The organism is Vibrio sp. E150_011 (genome assembly GCF_053544015.1).
In genome coordinates this window covers 66,585-83,853 of sequence record NZ_JBHFOL010000003.1, presented here as the reverse complement: position 1 = coordinate 83,853, position 17,269 = coordinate 66,585, and the positions used below count along the sequence as shown (strand labels likewise).

Here is a 17,269-nt window from a genome sequence, read left to right as displayed (position 1 = left end):
TCAATTAATGTGCAAATAGCTTTTTGTACGAGAATAACGTTGTACGAAAACACTTTTTCCTAAAAACTTTGACTTCAAAAGCCATGCTCCCAAAACCATTACTCTACCGCTAAGGCAAATAGCGCTTTGGATTCACGGATTTACCTTGATAACGAATTTCAAAATGCAGCCTTACACTGTTAGAACCTGAGCTACCCATGGTAGCGATTTTTTGCCCAGACTTAACACTTTGTCCTTCTGATACCAACAACCGATCGTTATGAGCGTAAGCACTGAGGTAGTTATCATTATGTTTGACGATAACGAGATTACCGTATCCTCTAAGTGCGTTACCCGAATACACCACGGTTCCTCCTGCAGTGGCAACAATTGCTTGTCCTCTCTGACCCGCAATGTCGATACCTTTATTTCCTTGGTCCCCTACAGAGAAGTTCTTTATCACTCGACCCTTGGTTGGCCAAACCCAGCTTGATACTTTAGCCGCTGGCGGTTTTTTAGGTTGACTCGCTACTGTGGTTTGTTTTGCCGTATTGGGTTTTGTGTTATTAACATTTTGTTTACCTTTAGATTCACCATACTCTTTTGGCTTAGATTGTTCAACCTTCTTGTTGGCTGTTTTTTGCGCACTGTTATTCGTTGAACTCGCAGGCTTTTTCGTTGTTGCTTTCGCAGGCTCAGGCTTAGGGGATGCAGACGCTGCCGCTACTGTTGTTGCAGCAGCGGCCTCGCCAGAACCTGAACCGGCGTAAGACGGTGGTGCGTATACACTGCGCCATAAATTGAGGCGGTCACCAGGGTGAATCGTATAGGGAGATTTTAAGTTATTTAATCGAATCAATTCCTTAACATCTTTGTTGGTGACGTAAGAAATGAAATATAGCGTGTCGCCTTTTTGCACCTCGTAAAAACTGCCTCTATAACTCCCTCTAGAGACACTTTCGTACTTTCCTCCCAGATCTGAGACAGGTGCACGCGAGTGTCCGGTGCACCCAATTAGCACACCAGATAAGGATAAAATCCAAATACCTCGTCTCAAAACACTTTGCATTTACGCGAGTTCACCTGCAATCAAAGGAACAAACCTTACTAATTCAACTACTTCTGTTATAAAACTATCACCTTTACGGGTAATTTTTAATAACTGTTGTTCATTCTCTCCGACTGGGATCACGAGTCGTCCCCCTTCGGTAAGCTGTAAAAGGAGTGCATCCGGGACTGACGCTGCCGCTGCAGTCACAATAATGGCGTCAAACGGGCCCTTGGCTTGCCACCCTTGCCATCCATCACCATGTTTAGTTGATACGTTATAAATATCGAGTCGCTTGAGTCGTCTCTTGGCTTCCCATTGCAACGCTTTAATTCTCTCAACCGAACACACGTGCTCCACCAGCTGCGCTAAGACCGCCGTTTGATAGCCCGAGCCCGTACCAATCTCTAGCACTTTTGTTGCTCGTGTTAGGTTCAGTAATTCGGTCATCTTAGCCACAATATAAGGCTGAGAAATGGTTTGTCCGCTACCAATGGGCAGTGCATTATTGTCGTACGCTTGATGAATCATTGCTTGGGAAACAAATTGCTCTCTTGGTATCTGAAGAATAGCCAGCAGCACGTTCTCATCACAAATACCATGTCCCTTTAAGAATTCAACTAATCTCGCTGCTTGCGGATTCATTGATTAATGTCTCCCTACTATCCACTTTTTCATTGCACCCAAGGCTTCGTGGGCAGTCAGATCAACCTGTAAAGGCGTCACGGATATCGCGCCATGTTCTACAGCATGAAAGTCTGTTCCATCGCCGGCATCTTGCTCTTTACCCGGAGGTCCAAGCCAATATATATCATGCCCTCTTGGATCCTTTTGCTTAATCATGTTTTCAGCATGATGCCGAGCCCCAAGGCGAGTCACTCGGATATCGACAAGTTCAGCCAACTCGCGATCTGGGATGTTAATGTTCAATAATCGATTGGTCGGAACGGCCTGGTTGAAATGACGCTCTACAAACTGCTTAGCGATTAAAGCGGCAGCCTCAAAGTTATTACGCCCAACCAAGCTGAAAGCTATCGCCTGAACACCAAGAAAGTGCCCTTCCATCGCGGCTGCAACTGTACCCGAATACAGCACATCATCACCAAGGTTGGCACCATGATTGATCCCTGATAGTACAAGATCTGGCATCTCATCACGCATTAGCTCATTAAGCGCAAAGTGAACACAATCGGTAGGTGTCCCTTGTACCGAAAAAACATTAGGCTCTATCTCGTTCACCCGCAACGGTTGCTCCAAGGTCAACGAATTCGATGCACCAGAGCGATTTCGGTCTGGCGCAACAATGACAATATCAGCCATGTCTTGCAAGACGCGGGCGAGCGTGCGAATGCCTTCAGCATGGACACCATCATCATTGCTTATCAGTATTTTGGGTTTGGTTACTATTGTCTTCGTCATATTAATTAGAATTGTCTTTCTACTTCTTCTAGTACTGCAATTTCTCGTAAGATTGAGGTCGCAAAACTGCCCGAATCTAAGAAGAAACTCAGTCGCAATGCGTTTTCTTCTACGTCCATTTTTAAATGTTCAGGCATCAAGGTGATGTTACGACGATCATGTCGCATCCTATTGCCACGAATGAGCAACATCAAATCGGCTTCATTATCGAGATGACGCTGCTCTAATGCCAACGCATCACCTTGCGTAGGAAGAGCATTATCGCCTGCTAATGCCGCCGTAATAGCTGAGCGCATCACAATGGCATCATCGTGGTTAACGTCAGTCACCAACACGGGTTGTCCATCAACCCTCACGACATCGCCAACCAACACCTGATCATAGCACTGCTGTTCAATGCGGTCAGACACGATATGGTTAAAAATCCAAGAGCGAGCAGCAGACAAATACATGCTTCGTTTGCTTTGGTTGCGGGTGCGTACGTTTTCTCGACCCCAGCGTCGAGCTTCCGCCACATTATTACCCTCATGTCCAAAGCGCTGCGGGCCAAAATAGTTAGGCACACCATTATTAATAATCGCTGCGACTCTGGCTTGCGTGGCTTCTATATCAGAAACATCGGTCAATCTAATTTCAAAGTCATTGCCTGCAAGATCGCCAGGACGCAGTTTTTTGTTATGCCAAGTTGTATCGACAATTTCAATACTTGGATAAGTAGACAGAAACTCAGTAAAGTCCGGCACGTTTTTCTTCGGCAGGTGAATGCTCAGCCATTGCTCCGTCACTGCATGGCGATCCTTAAGGCCCGCCCAACCGATATCCTTCGATTTAACGCCGCACACCCGAGCCAGCTCGTTGGCAACAAAACTGGTATTTTCACCATTTTTTCGAATACGTAGCATTAAGTGCTCGCCTTCTCCGGCAAGCGCGTAGCCCAGCACTTCTTTCACTACAAAATCTTCGTTGCAAGCTTTGAATTTCGCATGGCTGGTTGGTTTACCGTGTTGAAACGCCAAACCGTCTATATTTATTGTCATTACTGGTGCCTATTAGGACAAGGTTTTAGTGATTAGAACCACAGCTTCTGTGGCAATGCCTTCTTTACGTCCTGTAAAGCCTAGTCGTTCCGTGGTGGTTGCTTTGACGTTTACGTTCTCAATATCGGTATCAAGGTCTTCTGCAATCACTTGACACATCTGTTCGATGTGCGGTGCCATTTTGGGTGCTTGGGCCATAATGGTTACGTCTGCGTTGACCAATTCATAGCCCTTTGCACGAACTTTTGCGTACACATCGCGCAACAATGCACGACTATCTGCCCCTTTCCACTCATCATCCGTGTCAGGAAAGTGACGGCCGATATCACCGGCAGCAATAGCTCCTAATAATGCATCGCAAAGCGCATGCAGGGCAACGTCACCATCAGAATGCGCCAGCAATCCTTGCTCATAAGGGACAGAAACACCACCAATGATAACCGGTCCATCACCACCAAATTTATGTACGTCAAAGCCGTGACCAATTCTCATTTGTGTTGTTCCTCTTTCAATAAGTAAAACTCTGCCAGCGCCAAGTCTTCCGGGTGCGTTACCTTGATGTTATCACCGCGCCCTTCTACCAGTACTGGTGATTGTCCTAGGCGTTCAATAGCCGACGCCTCGTCGGTTAGCGTCGCACCACTGACTAGACCATCGGTCAGCGCGGCATGTAGGCGATTCACCTCAAACAGCTGAGGAGTGAGTGCATGCCATAATCCAGAGCGATCGACGGTGTGGTCGATGCAGTTATTGTTGCTGGCTCTTTTCATCGTATCTTTAACCGGTGATGCTAGAATGCCGCCGACGGTGTCTGGCATCACCTGTTCGATAAGTTTAGTAATATCACCTAAGGAGACGCAAGGTCTGGCAGCATCATGGACTAAGCACCAAGCATTCGGCGTTTGTTCCCTTGTGTAATTCACCGCAGACAGTACTGAGTCAGCTCTTTCTTTGCCACCCGAAACACGGATAACTGAAGGGTGACTCGCTATCTCAAGCTCAGGGTAATACGGGTCATGTTCACCAAGCGCGACAACCACCTTATTAATGCTAGGGTGCGCCAATAGTTTAGTAATGGTGTGTTCTAAAATTGTTTTTCCAAATATTGGCAGGTATTGCTTGGGCTTGTCCGCTAACATCCGACTACCGACACCGGCAGCAGGGACAATAGCGACGATTGGGGGATACGTTTCGCTCACTGGTTTTCCTCACCTATGATTCGATAGAAGGTTTCACCATCTTGAATCAATCCCAGTTCATGTCTTGCTCGCTCTTCGATAGCATCAAGTCCCTGACGAAGATCGTCTATTTCAGCAAACATCTCATCATTGCGAACTTGCAAATTACTGTTCACTTGTTGCTGAACCTTTATATCACTCTCAACTTGGTTGAAATCAACAACCCCATTTTTTCCAAACCACAATGTAAATTGCAGCCATGAAAAAGCTACGAGTAATACGAGAGTAAAGATACGCATAAACTGGAACATTCCACCGAAAAAATTAACCCTTTATATACCACAGTTTACACTTTGAAATAAGCGAAGACGAAGCTTGTGTTCACCTCACGGCTAAAAAGAGCAAATACTGACACAACTAGGTCGCTTGTAGTGACATTTCAGCCAGCGCATTCTTCAGCGCATTCGACATCAATACCTGTTGATCAAACTGAATACCAATCAACGAACCCCGTGCGTGTTTCTTTACGCTCACGACTTCAAACATAATTGTGCTGGGTAAAAAGCGATTTAGCTCGGACTCAATTTTCACCTTTAAGCCCTTACAGTAATCATGGGGTTGTTCGGTATACACACCGCACCCCGAAACAGAAAAGTCAACGATCGCTCCATCAATACTCGATTTACCAAAGGAGACATTGCACACAAGTTCTAACTTGTAACGAGAGTGCTCTCTAATTGGCTTGGCAATGATTTTATCTGGTATCGATAGGTACAACTGCTTACAAAGCACCTCCGATAGCGCCAACCACTTGCATTTAAAAGCAATAACATGACCATAGCTACTGTCGGTTAACCCTCTCACCACAAGTGCTTGTCCATGTAGGCTTTCAATTAGTTCGTCGTCAACACCTAACATATCAACGACTAAAAACTGGTCGATTTTGTATCCGATCAAAGCGACGGATAATCCTTTAACCTCGCTACAACCATCAATGGACAAGCTCAGTTTCATCCCTGTCTTCAGGTATCGGTAGTAATCTTGAGATGTCGTTATAACCTGCCCCATTAACTGTCCTCCATTGACAAAAGCAATCGGGGAATTACATCGTAGTTAATTAGTATTTGCAATCACTTAGCTCACAAGCAACAAATATAAAGGAATGTAAAAATTAATGATTGAAAATGATAATAAATATCATTATTATTCAGTCCGCCAGTTAAATAAATGGCATATCACCATCCATAACTAACAATAAAAATTTGCTTTAGCTTATAGTAAGCAAGGAAAGCCTAAAATGAAATTTGCTCCAACTACGCTTTGTAGTGCAGTGGTACTCGCACTCAGCACCTCCCCTCTTTATGCATCAGAAAAATTACCATCATCAGAGTCAAATACAGATGAAACTATGGTCGTCCATGCTCAGAGTTTTGATGACTATAAGGTAGACAGTTCGACAGGCGCGATGCGAACAGATACCACGATGTTAGAGACTCCTCAATCGGTCAGTGTCATCCCTGAAATTGTCCTAGACGAACAACTTGCAACCACCTTAGGTGAAGCGCTTCAAAACGACGCAAGTGTGACGGCTGGATCAAAAAAATGGAATAGAGAAACCTTTTCAATAAGAGGGTTTGAGCTGTCATCCACGAACGGCTATATGAGAAACGGTCATTCTTTATTTACCCATTATATGCTCCCCATTGAAACGCTTGACCGCATCGAAATAATCAAAGGGCCATCCAGTCTTTTGTACGGAAACTCAGCGCCAGGTGGCATGGTTAATATGGTGTCCAAAAAGCCAACCGCCACGCCACGAGTGAATGTTGGCGCTGATTTCGATGACCTAGGTAGTACTCGCTACCATATCGACGCATCTGGCAAGCTCAATGAGTCCGGCACACTGCGTGGCCGTACGGTTCTAGTAAAGCAAGATAGTGTGGAAAGTAGAAAATATGCCACCGGTGACAACCGTGAACGTGATCGCTTTCTTGGTTACGGCATTATAGAGGCTGATTTGTCCGACTGGGGCTTATTGTCATTAAATTACGAGAAGACTCAGGATAACGCACCTATCGATTCAGGCTCTTGGCTTGATCTTAACGGCAACAGGATTGGTGATAAAGACACGATTCGTGACGCGCACTGGTCATTCATCAATAATGATGTTGAAAACTATGGTGTAGACCTAACGCTTTATTTAAGTAGTCAGTGGGAAGCCAAACTAAGCTACAACGCTCAAGATATGAAACGTCACCGCTACGATTCAATACCCAACCCGAGTGACGACACCCTGTCAGATGGAAGCTATACCATGAGCCCATTTGATCGCTACGATAACTGGAAGACCCAAGCATTCCACGCTGATTTACATGGTAACTTTACCGCTCTGAGCGTCGATCACAAACTCTTACTCGGCACCAACGGTCAGTTCTATGATTATTCACAGCAACGCGTAAGAGGCAGTAGTATTGTCGTTCAGCCAGGAGAAAATCCGGACAACCCTGGGCTGGATTACAATAATGCCACCTCAACGTATGAGAGCAAAAATAATTTCTACGGTATTTATGCCCAAGATTTAATTACGCTTAACGACCAATGGCAAGCACTCATCGGTGGTCGATATGACTGGTATTATGCGGATGGTCAAAATCCATCGGGCGCAACAGTGAGCGGGGCAAATGATAGCCAGTCATTTTCACCAAAAGCTGGGCTAATCTTCCACCCTAGCTACAATGGTAGTATCTATGCTAACTATTCTGAGAGCTTTAATCCCGTCTCAAATGTCGTCAATGACGATAACTCAATTACCGAACGAACACCGGAAAACAGTCGTCAATATGAACTAGGGACTAAATGGGAGTTGATGGATAACCGCTTACTGCTAACGGGTGCTGTTTTTGATATTGAGAAAAAAAACATCAGTATCACAGAGAATGGCATCACGACACAAAACGGTATTCAACATCACCAAGGTGCTGAAGCGGGCGCGCAAGGTCAAATCTCAGATAAATGGTTCGTCATGGCATCCGGTATGTATTTGGACGCGAATTTTGATAAGCACGACCAGTATCAAGATAAGCGTCCTGCAAACGTACCTGAATGGAGTGGTTCCGCATGGACTCGCTACGCGATGACAGAGGCAACAGCATTAAACCTTGGCTTGTTCTACCAAGGAGAGCGCTGGGCTGATAATGCGAATACGTTAAAACTAGACGGTTATGCACGTTTCGATGCCGGTGCATCCCACAAGATTAAGAGTGATTACGTGGTATGGGACTTCCGATTTAACATTGAGAATCTATTCGACAAAGAATACATTGCCGGCACTGGCGGTGGTGGTGAATACTCTTCAACTGGCGTAATTAACGATGTCCATTACGGTGATGAACGTCGCTTTAAACTATCAGTAAACGCAACGTTTTAATTCTACACCCTAGTTAAAGAAAGAGTGCATCTGCACTCTTTCTTCTTTTTTTCATTCCAAAATAACGCACGCTGACAACCTTCATTCCAAGCAAATGTGTACCCATCCATCTCCACTGTCACTCTTCTGACATCAATACGTCACCCATCCTCCATCGTTCCTACGCCAGTTTGACACATCAGCATCATAACCTTTCAAAGACATCTAAATGGAATTGACTCAGAGGTTGCTATGAACACCACCAGCCCTTTTCGCCTGCCGCGAAAAACACCGTTCGGAATTGCAGAAAATGTTGCTGAATGGGCAACTGGACTTTCAGTCTTGGATCAGCTTTATGCACAACGACCTGTAAATTGCAGTACCGAATGTTTTTTACGTTACGCTTTGGAAACACTCGGGATTGAGTACAACATTGTCACTGGGCATAGCGCTATGATTCCGAAAACTGGAGCAACCGTGATCGTCGCAAACCATCCTCTTGGCTGTGTAGAGGGCGTAATTTTGGCTGAGTTATTATTAAGCGTCCGTAAAGACGTTAAAATCCTCGCCAATGAATTTTTAAAACTGGTGCCCGAATTAGCGTCATTGTTTATTGGCGTCGATGTCTTTGACGGCGACAGCGCTCATCAATCCAACACCCGAGCCTTAAGGCAAGCTAGCCAACATTTGGAGCAATGCGGCATCTTGTTGGTCTTCCCTGCTGGCGAAGTATCCCAGCTTGTTGATAGAAAAAACCTGCGCCTTGAAGACAAAGAGTGGAGCCGCTCGGTCAGCACTTTAATAAAAAAGAACAAAGCCACAGCCGTCCCTATCCATATTGGTGGACTCAATTCCAAACACTTTTACTTTGCGGGCAAAGTGCACCCCATGTTACGCACGGTGATGCTTGGTCGAGAACTGCTTAATAAAAAAAACAAACCCATTAACATTGCGATTGGCGACACCATTAAATACAAAGAAGTAAAAAACCTCAAGAGCCGTCAGCTGGTCAATTACCTGCGCCTCAATACCTACTTACTTGGCCGTGAACATGTCAATAAGCCACCGACAGCACTGAACCCAAGCATTGAGGTACCGATAGCGCCCGCATTGGATCTTAAGGATTTACTGAGCGACATCGAGCAACTTCCCGCAGAACATTACCTACTATCAAGTGGTGAATTTGACGTATTCTGCACTACCGCTGAGCATATCCCCTCCCTTCTACACGAGATAGGTCGAGTCAGGGAGATAAACTTTAGACAAGTAGGGGAAGGCACCGGCATGTCACTCGACATTGACCATTTTGATAAGAGTTATCACCACCTTTTTGTTTGGGATCGTGAGAGAAAGAAGCTAGTGGGAGCTTACCGTTTAGGAATGGTCGATCAACTCCTTGCGCAGTCAGATATTTCAAGCCTATATTCTCGAACACTATTTCAATACGACAAACCGTTTTTAGCAACAATGGGAAATGCGATTGAAATGGGACGTTCGGTTATCTCACAAGAGTATCAAAAAAGCATGAGTGCATTGTTGCTACTGTGGAAGGGCATTTCAGAATTCGTCTATCGTAATCCAAGTTACACACACCTATTTGGCCCAGTGAGTATTAGCAACGACTACAGCGATAGCGCTCGCCAGCTGTTGGCTGAGACCATGACGATGCACCACTATGATGAAATTGGGGCAAGTTTTGTGACGGCCTCCAACCCACCTACGCACACGAGTCACTCTCATTGGAACACCCAACTCCTCAGCGCGTTAGCTGACGTGCAGCTATTATCACGAGTCATATCAAAACTCGATAACGGGAAAGGGGTGCCGGTTCTACTCAAGCAGTACTTAGCCCTCAATGGAAAACTGGTGAGCTTTAATATCGACCCTGATTTCAATAATGCGTTGGATGGACTCATCGTGGTTGACCTAAGAGCTGTGCCAGATAAATCTCTCGCTCGCTATATGGGTAAAGATAAAGCACAACACTACCTAACCATGCATGCCGTCACTAACAAAGCTCGCTAGGCCTCGCCAGTAACAACAAAAACAAGATTTCTTTAAAAACAATGCTATACACTATTCAAAACCATACTTACATTTAGTGTATAGCATGTCTCAAAGGTGAGATTACGTGTATTCTCATCAAATCGTACAAGTTTAAACGATAGGCATCACAGTTCTTATCAATCCGTCATGTTAGAAACGCCTACAAAACGATAACAATACCAACCCGTTTTTCAATAATAAGAAAATTCGGTTTATCTGAGTGGGATATTTGCTGTGACAGAATTAACGTACCATCAAGCTTACGGGCTGTTCCAACACTTCCCAGGCTTTCTTTCTATACGCGACGCTGACCATAAATATATTTATCTCAACGACACATTTACCGACTGGCTAAGCCAATATTCGGCGATTAACCCATTAGGGATGGATGCTTATGAATTGTCACTGCAGGTCCCTGAGAATGTCGCACAAATGCTTCAGCAATGTCATGATGCCAGCTTAGCATTTCTTGAGCATGGCGAATGTACCGCCAAAATCATTCAATTCCAAACGCCAAGCTGTACGTTCTATTACAACGTACTCAAATTCAAAATCATCATTGATCAAGAGCTGTATATTTACACCACGAGTTTTGATGTGACCGAATTGCATCAAGAGGCTAAATTTTTCGAAAAACAAGCCTACACAGATCCATTGACTAGGCTGCATAACCTTGCTTATTTAAGCTCAATTCAATGGCAAGAAGGCTTGTGCATTGCCGTTGACCTAGATAATTTCAAGCAAGTAAATGATGAAATGGGACACAGTGAAGGCGACCGAGTTCTCTCAAAATTTGCCCGCAGCTTACGCCGGGTCTTTGATAAATCCGACACGATTGTACGTTATGGCGGGGACGAATTTATTATCCTCACAAGCTCAACTGACACTGCACAATTACAGTGTTCGCTGTCCAAGCTTGAGTTGTTGTTTAGCCAGCGATTTAGCCAATACAAGACCCTGTCCTATAGTGTGGGAATTTCAGCTTATCACCAAAACCTACGCACAACACTCAAACAGGCTGATAGGAACATGTATCAGAACAAACGCAAACGCAAAGCAAAACGAAACCTAGCATTGTGATTGTTGAGTTTGACGACATATGACAAGAGAACAGGCAGGCACCTTCCACCGACTGTTACGCATCGAGTAAAAAAGTGCCTAATGAATCGGTGGATTAGTATTCGCTCTGCACCGGTTTTTTAACGCTAGGTAACCGAATCGAGATAACGGTCGTGATGACTAAAAAAGCAAACGAGACCCACAAACACGCGGCTAAGCCAGCCACTTGATAAATCCACCCCGACAGAATCGTGCCAATCAATCTGCCCATGGCATTAGCCATGTAGTAGAAGCCTACGTCCATAGAGACACCGTCTCCCTTGGCATAGCTAACAATCAAATAACTGTGTAAGGATGAATTGACAGCAAACACCGCACCAAAAATCAATAATCCTACAACAATGACAAGCTGTGGATGCCATGCCATCTGCACGCCTAAAGCCACGACGCCAGTAACACCAGCTAATGCCATCGCCCACCAAAACGCCGCCGCTCCATCCGGTACTTCACCTTGAGCCTTACCAGTAATTTTAGGTGCGATGCCTTGTACAAAGCCGTAAGCAATGACCCAAAGCGCAAGAAAGCCCCCCACCCAACTATGGTTCCAACCAAATACAGACCCTAGATAAATAGGTAAGGCAACAACAAACCAAACATCGCGCGCACCAAACAAGAACATTCGAGCGGCAGAAAGAATATTAATACTTTCGGATTTAGAAAACATCTGCTTGAACTTAGGCTTCGATTTCGCTTTCCCCATATCGCCTTCTAGACTCAGGACGCTGCCAATAAATACCAGCGTCAGCACCGCTGCCATCGCCAACACCGCGTACTGGAAGCCCAATAATGAAAGCAGAACACCACCAATAAAAAATCCTGCTCCTTTTAGCGCATTTTTAGATCCGGTTAATATCGCTACCCATTTATACAATGCCCCTTGTTGCTCATCTGGCACTAAGGTTTTAATCGCGCTTTTGGCACTCATTTTATTGAGATCCTTCGCGATACCAGACATGGCTTGGGCGGCCATCACCCATGGTATCGTCAGCCACGCACTTGGCACAGCTAGCATAACCAAAGCAACAATCTGCATCCCTAAACCAATGTTCATGGTTCGGTTAAGCCCGAGCCTCGCCCCGAGCCAGCCACCAACAAGATTCGTCACCACACCGAAGAATTCATAAAAAAGAAACAATGATGCGATGGCAAGCGCGCTGTAACCCAAATCGTGGAAATACAACACAACCAGCATGCGAAGTGCACCATCTGTAATGGTAAAGTTCCAATAATTGAACGTCACCAGCATGTATTGGCGTACACTTTTACTTAGGTTAGACAGCATATTTTCTGTTCACTCAAAAAGTTGAGGCACTCGATGAGTGCCTCTTTATCTACTAGAACTTCGCAGCGAGCTGCTCGACGTATTCAATTTGGATAGGCTTAGTAAATGCCCCCGGTCGCAATGCTTGCACTTCACGACGAATGGTTTCTAAATCCCAATCGAGATCGAGCAATAAATTTGCAGCAAGAAGACCGGTACGACCCGATCCGCCCATACAATGCATCGCAATGTTCTCACCCACTTCTATTGCTTGACGAAGCTCAGGCAAAATAGCATTCCACTGAGCCGTAAACTCAATGCCAGGTGCTCGGTCATCTTCAATCGGCGTTTGAAACCACTTCATACCAAGCGCACGTGCTTGTTTGCCAAGCTCCGATACACCTTTATCCGCCATTTCTTCATTATCTAAAGCCGTTACAATGATAGTGACGCCTTGCTCTTTTAGTTGTGCTAACGACTCTTCTAACGAGGCTTCTTTTGTGCCAGGACACGGCATTAATACCAATGCCGCGTTATCTACGTTAAGTTCCCATGTTGGATGCATTATCATTCCCCCGCTAGACCAACTGTACGTGCCAATTCAGCCGTGCGCGTGGCATAGCCCATTTCATTGTCATACCATGCGTAAATCTTTACCATACGAGTGCCTACGACCATCGTTGACAGTGCATCAACGATGGTTGAACGTTGATCACCTTTGTAGTCAATTGACACAAGAGGACGCTCTTCAAAGCCAAGAATACCTTTCAATTCACCTTCCGATGCTTCTTTAAGTAAAGCGTTGACTTCTTCTGCGGTTGTATCTCGTTTCACATCAAAGATAATGTCCGTCAGTGAGGCGTTAGCCAATGGCACTCGAACGGCATGTCCATTAATCTTATCTTTTAGCTCAGGGAAAATTTCAACAATAGCAGTGGCACTGCCCGTCGTCGTTGGAATCAAACTCATACCACATGCTCGCGCTCGACGAAGGTCTTTGTGTGGCGCATCCAAAATGGTTTGGGTATTGGTCAGGTCATGAATGGTAGTAAAGGCCGATTGTTCGATACCTAACTTCTCGTGAATAACTTTAACGACGGGCGCAATGCAGTTTGTGGTGCACGATGCTGCCGTCACAATGCGGTGTAATGCAGGATCAAAAATATGATCATTAACACCAACCACGATATTTGCCACACCATCTTCTTTGACTGGTGCCGAAACCACAACTCGCTTAACACCTTGCTCTAGGTATTGATTCAAGAACGAGGTCTTACGATGCACGCCCGTCGCTTCAATGACAACATCACAGTCAGACCAATCTACCGCATTAATGTCACGCTCTTGTGTTGTCGCAACGTGCTGTCCATCAATAATAAGCGTCGAGCCTTCGACGTTAACTTCGTGGTGCCAGCGTCCTTGAATAGAATCAAACTCTAAAAGGTGACCGAGTGTTTTCGCATCGCCTGCCACGTCATTAATTTTTACAAACTCAAGTTCTTGCCAATCAAACGCCGCACGCAGTGCTAAGCGACCAATTCGACCAAAACCATTAATACCTACTTTGATAGCCATAGAGTGTTCTCTTATTTCAATGTGAAGTTTGACTCGTTACCCGAAGATAACACCACTTCATTAAAGTTTAGTTGATAAGCACTTTGCAGACAGTTTGACTGCTCCAGCCCTTGAATTGTTTTGTATAACCAACTAGGAAGCCCGCTCGACAATCGGTAGAAAACGCGCTGCCCGACACGGCAGTCCGTCACAACACCGACCTGCCGCAGCATGGCCAAGTGTCTCGACACCTTCGGTTGGCTCTCTTGTAAAACGTCCACTAAGTCATTGACGCACACCTCACCTTTGGCAGAGATCCATAACAAGGTGCGGATCCGAGTTTCATCAGACATTAACTTAAAGAATTCATGTGGAAGCATACCTAATCACTTATATATGGATATGCGTATATATTAATTTTCATATTAAAATAGTCAAGGATCTTTTCATCCATTAATAAAACTTTCATAATATGCCCGCATTGTTATGCCAATCACCGACTGTCTTACCGACTCTAGCCTCTTACGCTGAGGATAATATGAAGAAAACCATCCTATTTGTTTGCCGTGGAAATTCAGCACGGTCACAGTTAGCAGAAGCTATCGTTAATCAAAGCTATTCCGAGTACTATCAAGCGTTCAGCGCGGGCAGTCACCCAAACGCAGTGGACAACCGAACACTTGAAACACTCGAGAAAGCTGGTTATCAAACAGGGACGCTGCATTCAAAGTCAATGACCGAATTCAACGACCAACGCTTTGATTACGTCATTACACTCTGTTCTTCCGCTCACGCCGAGTGCGGCATTTTTCCAAATACCAATGAAAGCATTTTTTGGGACTTACCAACGCCAACTTCATACCAAGAGCCATTGTTTGGGGCATCTTTAGTAGACCTGCAACAAAGGATTGAATGGTTTGTCTTGGTTCATCGCGAGACAATGGGTCACGACTTTAATCCGCTCGTATTGCATAAGTGTTTATCCGATCAAACACGACTCATGATTGCATTAATGATATTTACGGAAGTAGAGTTGAGCGTGGGTGAGATATGTGAAGCATTGCAAGAATCGCAACCCAAAATATCCAGGGCTCTGGCCGTTCTTAGGCAATGTGGCATTGTCGTTGACAGACGTAAAGGTCAATGGGCGTTCTATTCCATTTCACCCTCACTTCCAGATTGGGCTATCGCGATTTTTAACGCCTCAGTCTCCAGCATGGCGCCTCAATTGATCGCAGCCAATCAGTTACTGAACCGAGTCACAACTAGACCGCATCGCCATGAACACACAAAACCTAGAGTGACAAACGGTTAAATTTTAGCCATTTCGTTTCAACTAGCCAAAAGAAGAATGTTGTAACCCAACAATTAATTCTGAAAAAAAGTTACAAGATATTGAAGATTCATCCAATTTATTTATTTTGATCTAAAAATTAAATATTAAGCGTCGAAACCTTGCTCTAAAACAAGTTATGTATCGTGAATTTTGATCAATTAGGTGGTAGAATCCGCCCCGAAAAGAAAATAAATTACGAAATAATTGTTTATTTTTGTGCAATATCACCATGATATAGTGGTTTGCATCACAGAATTCCAGGCTAGAAAGCGCCTCAACTGGTCATAAAATGACTAAATGTATTGAAAGGCTTTCACATCAAGAAGACGAAAAGCTGGATAAATATTTGATAGCTCACGTGAATTATTGTGGGCATCGCTAGCCTTCTTGATGGACTACACTAACTTTGAAATTGTAAATATTACTTACCGGAGAGTATCTTCCATGAAAAAGACCAAAATCGTATGTACGATTGGCCCTAAAACTGAGTCTGTAGAGAAACTGACTGAACTAGTGAACGCTGGTATGAACGTAATGCGTTTAAACTTCTCTCACGGTAACTTTGAAGAGCACTCAGCGCGTATCGTTAACTTCCGTGAAGTGATGGCGAACGTAGGCAAGCAACTTGCTATCTTGCTTGATACTAAGGGTCCTGAAATCCGTACTATCAAACTAGAAGGCGGCAATGACGTTGATCTAGTCGCTGGTCAAGAATTCACTTTCACTACTGATGCTGCAGTTGTTGGTAATAAAGACATCGTTGCAGTGACTTACCTTGGTTTTGCTAAAGACCTAACTGCGGGTAACACTATCCTAGTTGATGACGGTCTTATCGAAATGGAAGTTATTTCTACTTCTGAGACTGAAGTAAAATGTAAAGTACTAAACAACGGCGCACTAGGCGAAAACAAAGGTGTTAACCTTCCTGGCGTTTCTGTGAAGCTACCTGCACTGTCTGAAAAAGACAAAGCTGACCTTAAATTTGGTTGTGAGCAAGGCGTTGATTTCGTTGCTGCTTCTTTCATACGTAAAGAAGAAGACGTAAAAGAAATCCGTGAATTGCTAAACGCAAACGGCGGCGAAAACATCCACATCATCTCAAAAATTGAGAACCAAGAAGGTGTTGATAACTTCGATGCAATTCTTGAAGCTTCTGACGGCATCATGGTTGCTCGTGGCGATCTAGGTGTTGAAATCCCAGCTGAAGAAGTAATCTTCGCTCAGAAAATGATGATCGAGAAATGTAACCGTGCACGTAAAGTTGTTATCACTGCAACTCAAATGCTTGATTCTATGATTCAAAACCCACGTCCAACTCGCGCAGAAGCGGGTGACGTTGCGAACGCAATCATGGATGGTACAGATGCAGTTATGCTTTCTGGTGAAACTGCGAAGGGTAAATACCCAGTTGAAGCTGTGACTATCATGGCTCAAATCGCTAACCGTACTGACGGTGCACTGAAAGCAGAACTAGGTTCTCGTCTAGATAGCCCACGCCTACGTATCACTGAAGCAGTATGTAAAGGTGCAGTAGACACAGCTGAGAAACTGGCTGCTCCACTGATCATCGTTGCAACAGACGGCGGTAAATCTGCACGTTCTGTACGTAAGTATTTTCCTACAGCAAGCATCGTAGCACTTACTACGAATCCAAAAACAGCGGCTCAACTTGTATTAACAAAAGGCGTTCGTCCTGTTCTTGTTGATTCAATTGATAGCACTGACGCATTCTACAAAAACGGTAAAGAGTACGCTCTAAACTCTGGTTTTGGTAAGAAAGGCGACATCGTTGTTATGGTTTCTGGTGCACTTGTTGCTTCAGGCACGACTAACACAGCTTCTGTACACGTACTATAATTACGACGTTACATAAGCAACATCTATAA

Annotated in this window: 17 protein-coding genes; 5 read left to right on the top strand and 12 right to left on the bottom strand. The window is 44.6% G+C overall.

The window, feature by feature from the left end:
• Nucleotides 1-109: 109 nt before the first annotated feature.
• From ACE1OE_RS06615 to ACE1OE_RS06580, 8 genes are all read right to left on the bottom strand, one after another.
• Nucleotides 110-1,048, bottom strand: a complete 939-nt coding sequence (locus ACE1OE_RS06615; RefSeq protein ID WP_102468298.1) for a peptidoglycan DD-metalloendopeptidase family protein — start codon at nt 1,046-1,048, stop codon at nt 110-112.
• Nucleotides 1,049-1,672: a protein-L-isoaspartate(D-aspartate) O-methyltransferase gene (locus tag ACE1OE_RS06610; protein WP_102468297.1), complete on the bottom strand. Its 624-nt coding sequence runs from the start codon at nt 1,670-1,672 to the stop codon at nt 1,049-1,051. It lies immediately after the preceding gene.
• A gap of 3 nt (nt 1,673-1,675) precedes the next feature.
• Complete coding sequence (gene surE / locus ACE1OE_RS06605) at nt 1,676-2,446, bottom strand: 5'/3'-nucleotidase SurE (RefSeq protein ID WP_372059194.1); 771 nt, start codon at nt 2,444-2,446, stop codon at nt 1,676-1,678.
• A gap of 5 nt (nt 2,447-2,451) precedes the next feature.
• On the bottom strand, nt 2,452-3,483 hold the full coding sequence (gene truD, locus ACE1OE_RS06600; RefSeq protein WP_449210524.1) for a tRNA pseudouridine(13) synthase TruD: 1,032 nt from the start codon (nt 3,481-3,483) through the stop codon (nt 2,452-2,454).
• Between the two features lie 12 nt (nt 3,484-3,495).
• Nucleotides 3,496-3,975: a 2-C-methyl-D-erythritol 2,4-cyclodiphosphate synthase gene (gene ispF / locus ACE1OE_RS06595; protein WP_102468294.1), complete on the bottom strand. Its 480-nt coding sequence runs from the start codon at nt 3,973-3,975 to the stop codon at nt 3,496-3,498.
• A complete protein-coding gene (gene ispD / locus ACE1OE_RS06590) occupies nt 3,972-4,682 on the bottom strand; it encodes a 2-C-methyl-D-erythritol 4-phosphate cytidylyltransferase (protein ID WP_449210523.1) in 711 nt (236 codons plus the stop codon). Before ispD ends, ispF begins: the two co-directional genes overlap by 4 nt.
• Entirely contained in the window at nt 4,679-4,960 is a 282-nt protein-coding gene (ftsB, locus tag ACE1OE_RS06585) for a cell division protein FtsB (protein ID WP_102468292.1), read from the bottom strand. The genes ispD and ftsB overlap by 4 nt, the downstream gene beginning before the upstream one ends.
• A 118-nt stretch (nt 4,961-5,078) precedes the next feature.
• Nucleotides 5,079-5,729 carry a PilZ domain-containing protein gene (locus tag ACE1OE_RS06580; protein ID WP_372059190.1) on the bottom strand — a complete coding sequence of 217 codons (651 nt, stop codon included), beginning with the start codon at nt 5,727-5,729 and terminating at the stop codon, nt 5,079-5,081.
• A gap of 229 nt (nt 5,730-5,958) precedes the next feature.
• On the opposite strand from ACE1OE_RS06580, the gene ACE1OE_RS06575 reads away from it, so the two are divergent.
• The 3 genes from ACE1OE_RS06575 to ACE1OE_RS06565 all read left to right on the top strand — a co-directional run bounded on the left by ACE1OE_RS06575 (nt 5,959) and on the right by ACE1OE_RS06565 (nt 11,193).
• On the top strand, nt 5,959-8,088 hold the full coding sequence (locus ACE1OE_RS06575; RefSeq protein WP_449210522.1) for a TonB-dependent siderophore receptor: 2,130 nt from the start codon (nt 5,959-5,961) through the stop codon (nt 8,086-8,088).
• Between the two features lie 231 nt (nt 8,089-8,319).
• On the top strand, nt 8,320-10,092 hold the full coding sequence (locus ACE1OE_RS06570) for a lysophospholipid acyltransferase family protein (protein ID WP_449210521.1): 1,773 nt from the start codon (nt 8,320-8,322) through the stop codon (nt 10,090-10,092).
• Nucleotides 10,093-10,347: 255 nt separating this feature from the next.
• Nucleotides 10,348-11,193, top strand: coding sequence for a GGDEF domain-containing protein (locus ACE1OE_RS06565; RefSeq protein ID WP_372059187.1), 846 nt, complete (start codon nt 10,348-10,350; stop codon nt 11,191-11,193).
• Between the two features lie 94 nt (nt 11,194-11,287).
• Here ACE1OE_RS06565 and arsJ read toward each other — a convergent pair whose 3' ends face one another.
• The 4 genes from arsJ to ACE1OE_RS06545 are packed head-to-tail and all read right to left on the bottom strand — an operon-like array spanning nt 11,288 to nt 14,427.
• Nucleotides 11,288-12,514, bottom strand: coding sequence for an organoarsenical effux MFS transporter ArsJ (arsJ, locus tag ACE1OE_RS06560; protein ID WP_102468287.1), 1,227 nt, complete (start codon nt 12,512-12,514; stop codon nt 11,288-11,290).
• Between the two features lie 52 nt (nt 12,515-12,566).
• Nucleotides 12,567-13,064, bottom strand: a complete 498-nt coding sequence (locus ACE1OE_RS06555; protein ID WP_449210520.1) for a phosphatase domain-containing putative toxin — start codon at nt 13,062-13,064, stop codon at nt 12,567-12,569.
• Entirely contained in the window at nt 13,061-14,068 is a 1,008-nt protein-coding gene (locus ACE1OE_RS06550; protein WP_449210519.1) for an ArsJ-associated glyceraldehyde-3-phosphate dehydrogenase, read from the bottom strand. The genes ACE1OE_RS06555 and ACE1OE_RS06550 overlap by 4 nt, the downstream gene beginning before the upstream one ends.
• 11 nt (nt 14,069-14,079) lie before the next feature.
• On the bottom strand, nt 14,080-14,427 hold the full coding sequence (locus ACE1OE_RS06545) for a metalloregulator ArsR/SmtB family transcription factor (RefSeq protein ID WP_102468285.1): 348 nt from the start codon (nt 14,425-14,427) through the stop codon (nt 14,080-14,082).
• Between the two features lie 158 nt (nt 14,428-14,585).
• Here ACE1OE_RS06545 and ACE1OE_RS06540 point away from each other — a divergent pair, with 158 nt between their 5' ends.
• Both ACE1OE_RS06540 and pykF read left to right on the top strand, forming a co-directional pair.
• Nucleotides 14,586-15,362 carry a metalloregulator ArsR/SmtB family transcription factor gene (locus ACE1OE_RS06540; RefSeq protein ID WP_449210518.1) on the top strand — a complete coding sequence of 259 codons (777 nt, stop codon included), beginning with the start codon at nt 14,586-14,588 and terminating at the stop codon, nt 15,360-15,362.
• Between the two features lie 465 nt (nt 15,363-15,827).
• On the top strand, nt 15,828-17,240 hold the full coding sequence (gene pykF / locus ACE1OE_RS06535; protein WP_102468283.1) for a pyruvate kinase PykF: 1,413 nt from the start codon (nt 15,828-15,830) through the stop codon (nt 17,238-17,240).
• Nucleotides 17,241-17,269: the final 29 nt, after the last annotated feature.

Bases quoted from the DNA above. Each gene is read 5' to 3' on its own strand.
- ACE1OE_RS06575 (WP_449210522.1), top strand. From the start codon at position 5,959: ATGAAATTTGCTCCAACTACGCTTTGTAGTGCAGTGGTACTCGCACTC.
- ispF (WP_102468294.1), bottom strand. From the start codon at position 3,975: ATGAGAATTGGTCACGGCTTTGACGTACATAAATTTGGTGGTGATGGA.
- ACE1OE_RS06610 (WP_102468297.1), bottom strand. From the start codon at position 1,672: ATGAATCCGCAAGCAGCGAGATTAGTTGAATTCTTAAAGGGACATGGT.
- ACE1OE_RS06540 (WP_449210518.1), top strand. From the start codon at position 14,586: ATGAAGAAAACCATCCTATTTGTTTGCCGTGGAAATTCAGCACGGTCA.
- truD (WP_449210524.1), bottom strand. From the start codon at position 3,483: ATGACAATAAATATAGACGGTTTGGCGTTTCAACACGGTAAACCAACC.
- arsJ (WP_102468287.1), bottom strand. From the start codon at position 12,514: ATGCTGTCTAACCTAAGTAAAAGTGTACGCCAATACATGCTGGTGACG.
- surE (WP_372059194.1), bottom strand. From the start codon at position 2,446: ATGACGAAGACAATAGTAACCAAACCCAAAATACTGATAAGCAATGAT.
- ftsB (WP_102468292.1), bottom strand. From the start codon at position 4,960: ATGCGTATCTTTACTCTCGTATTACTCGTAGCTTTTTCATGGCTGCAA.
- ACE1OE_RS06545 (WP_102468285.1), bottom strand. From the start codon at position 14,427: ATGCTTCCACATGAATTCTTTAAGTTAATGTCTGATGAAACTCGGATC.
- ACE1OE_RS06550 (WP_449210519.1), bottom strand. From the start codon at position 14,068: ATGGCTATCAAAGTAGGTATTAATGGTTTTGGTCGAATTGGTCGCTTA.
- ACE1OE_RS06570 (WP_449210521.1), top strand. From the start codon at position 8,320: ATGAACACCACCAGCCCTTTTCGCCTGCCGCGAAAAACACCGTTCGGA.
- pykF (WP_102468283.1), top strand. From the start codon at position 15,828: ATGAAAAAGACCAAAATCGTATGTACGATTGGCCCTAAAACTGAGTCT.
- ACE1OE_RS06555 (WP_449210520.1), bottom strand. From the start codon at position 13,064: ATGATAATGCATCCAACATGGGAACTTAACGTAGATAACGCGGCATTG.
- ACE1OE_RS06580 (WP_372059190.1), bottom strand. From the start codon at position 5,729: ATGGGGCAGGTTATAACGACATCTCAAGATTACTACCGATACCTGAAG.
- ACE1OE_RS06615 (WP_102468298.1), bottom strand. From the start codon at position 1,048: ATGCAAAGTGTTTTGAGACGAGGTATTTGGATTTTATCCTTATCTGGT.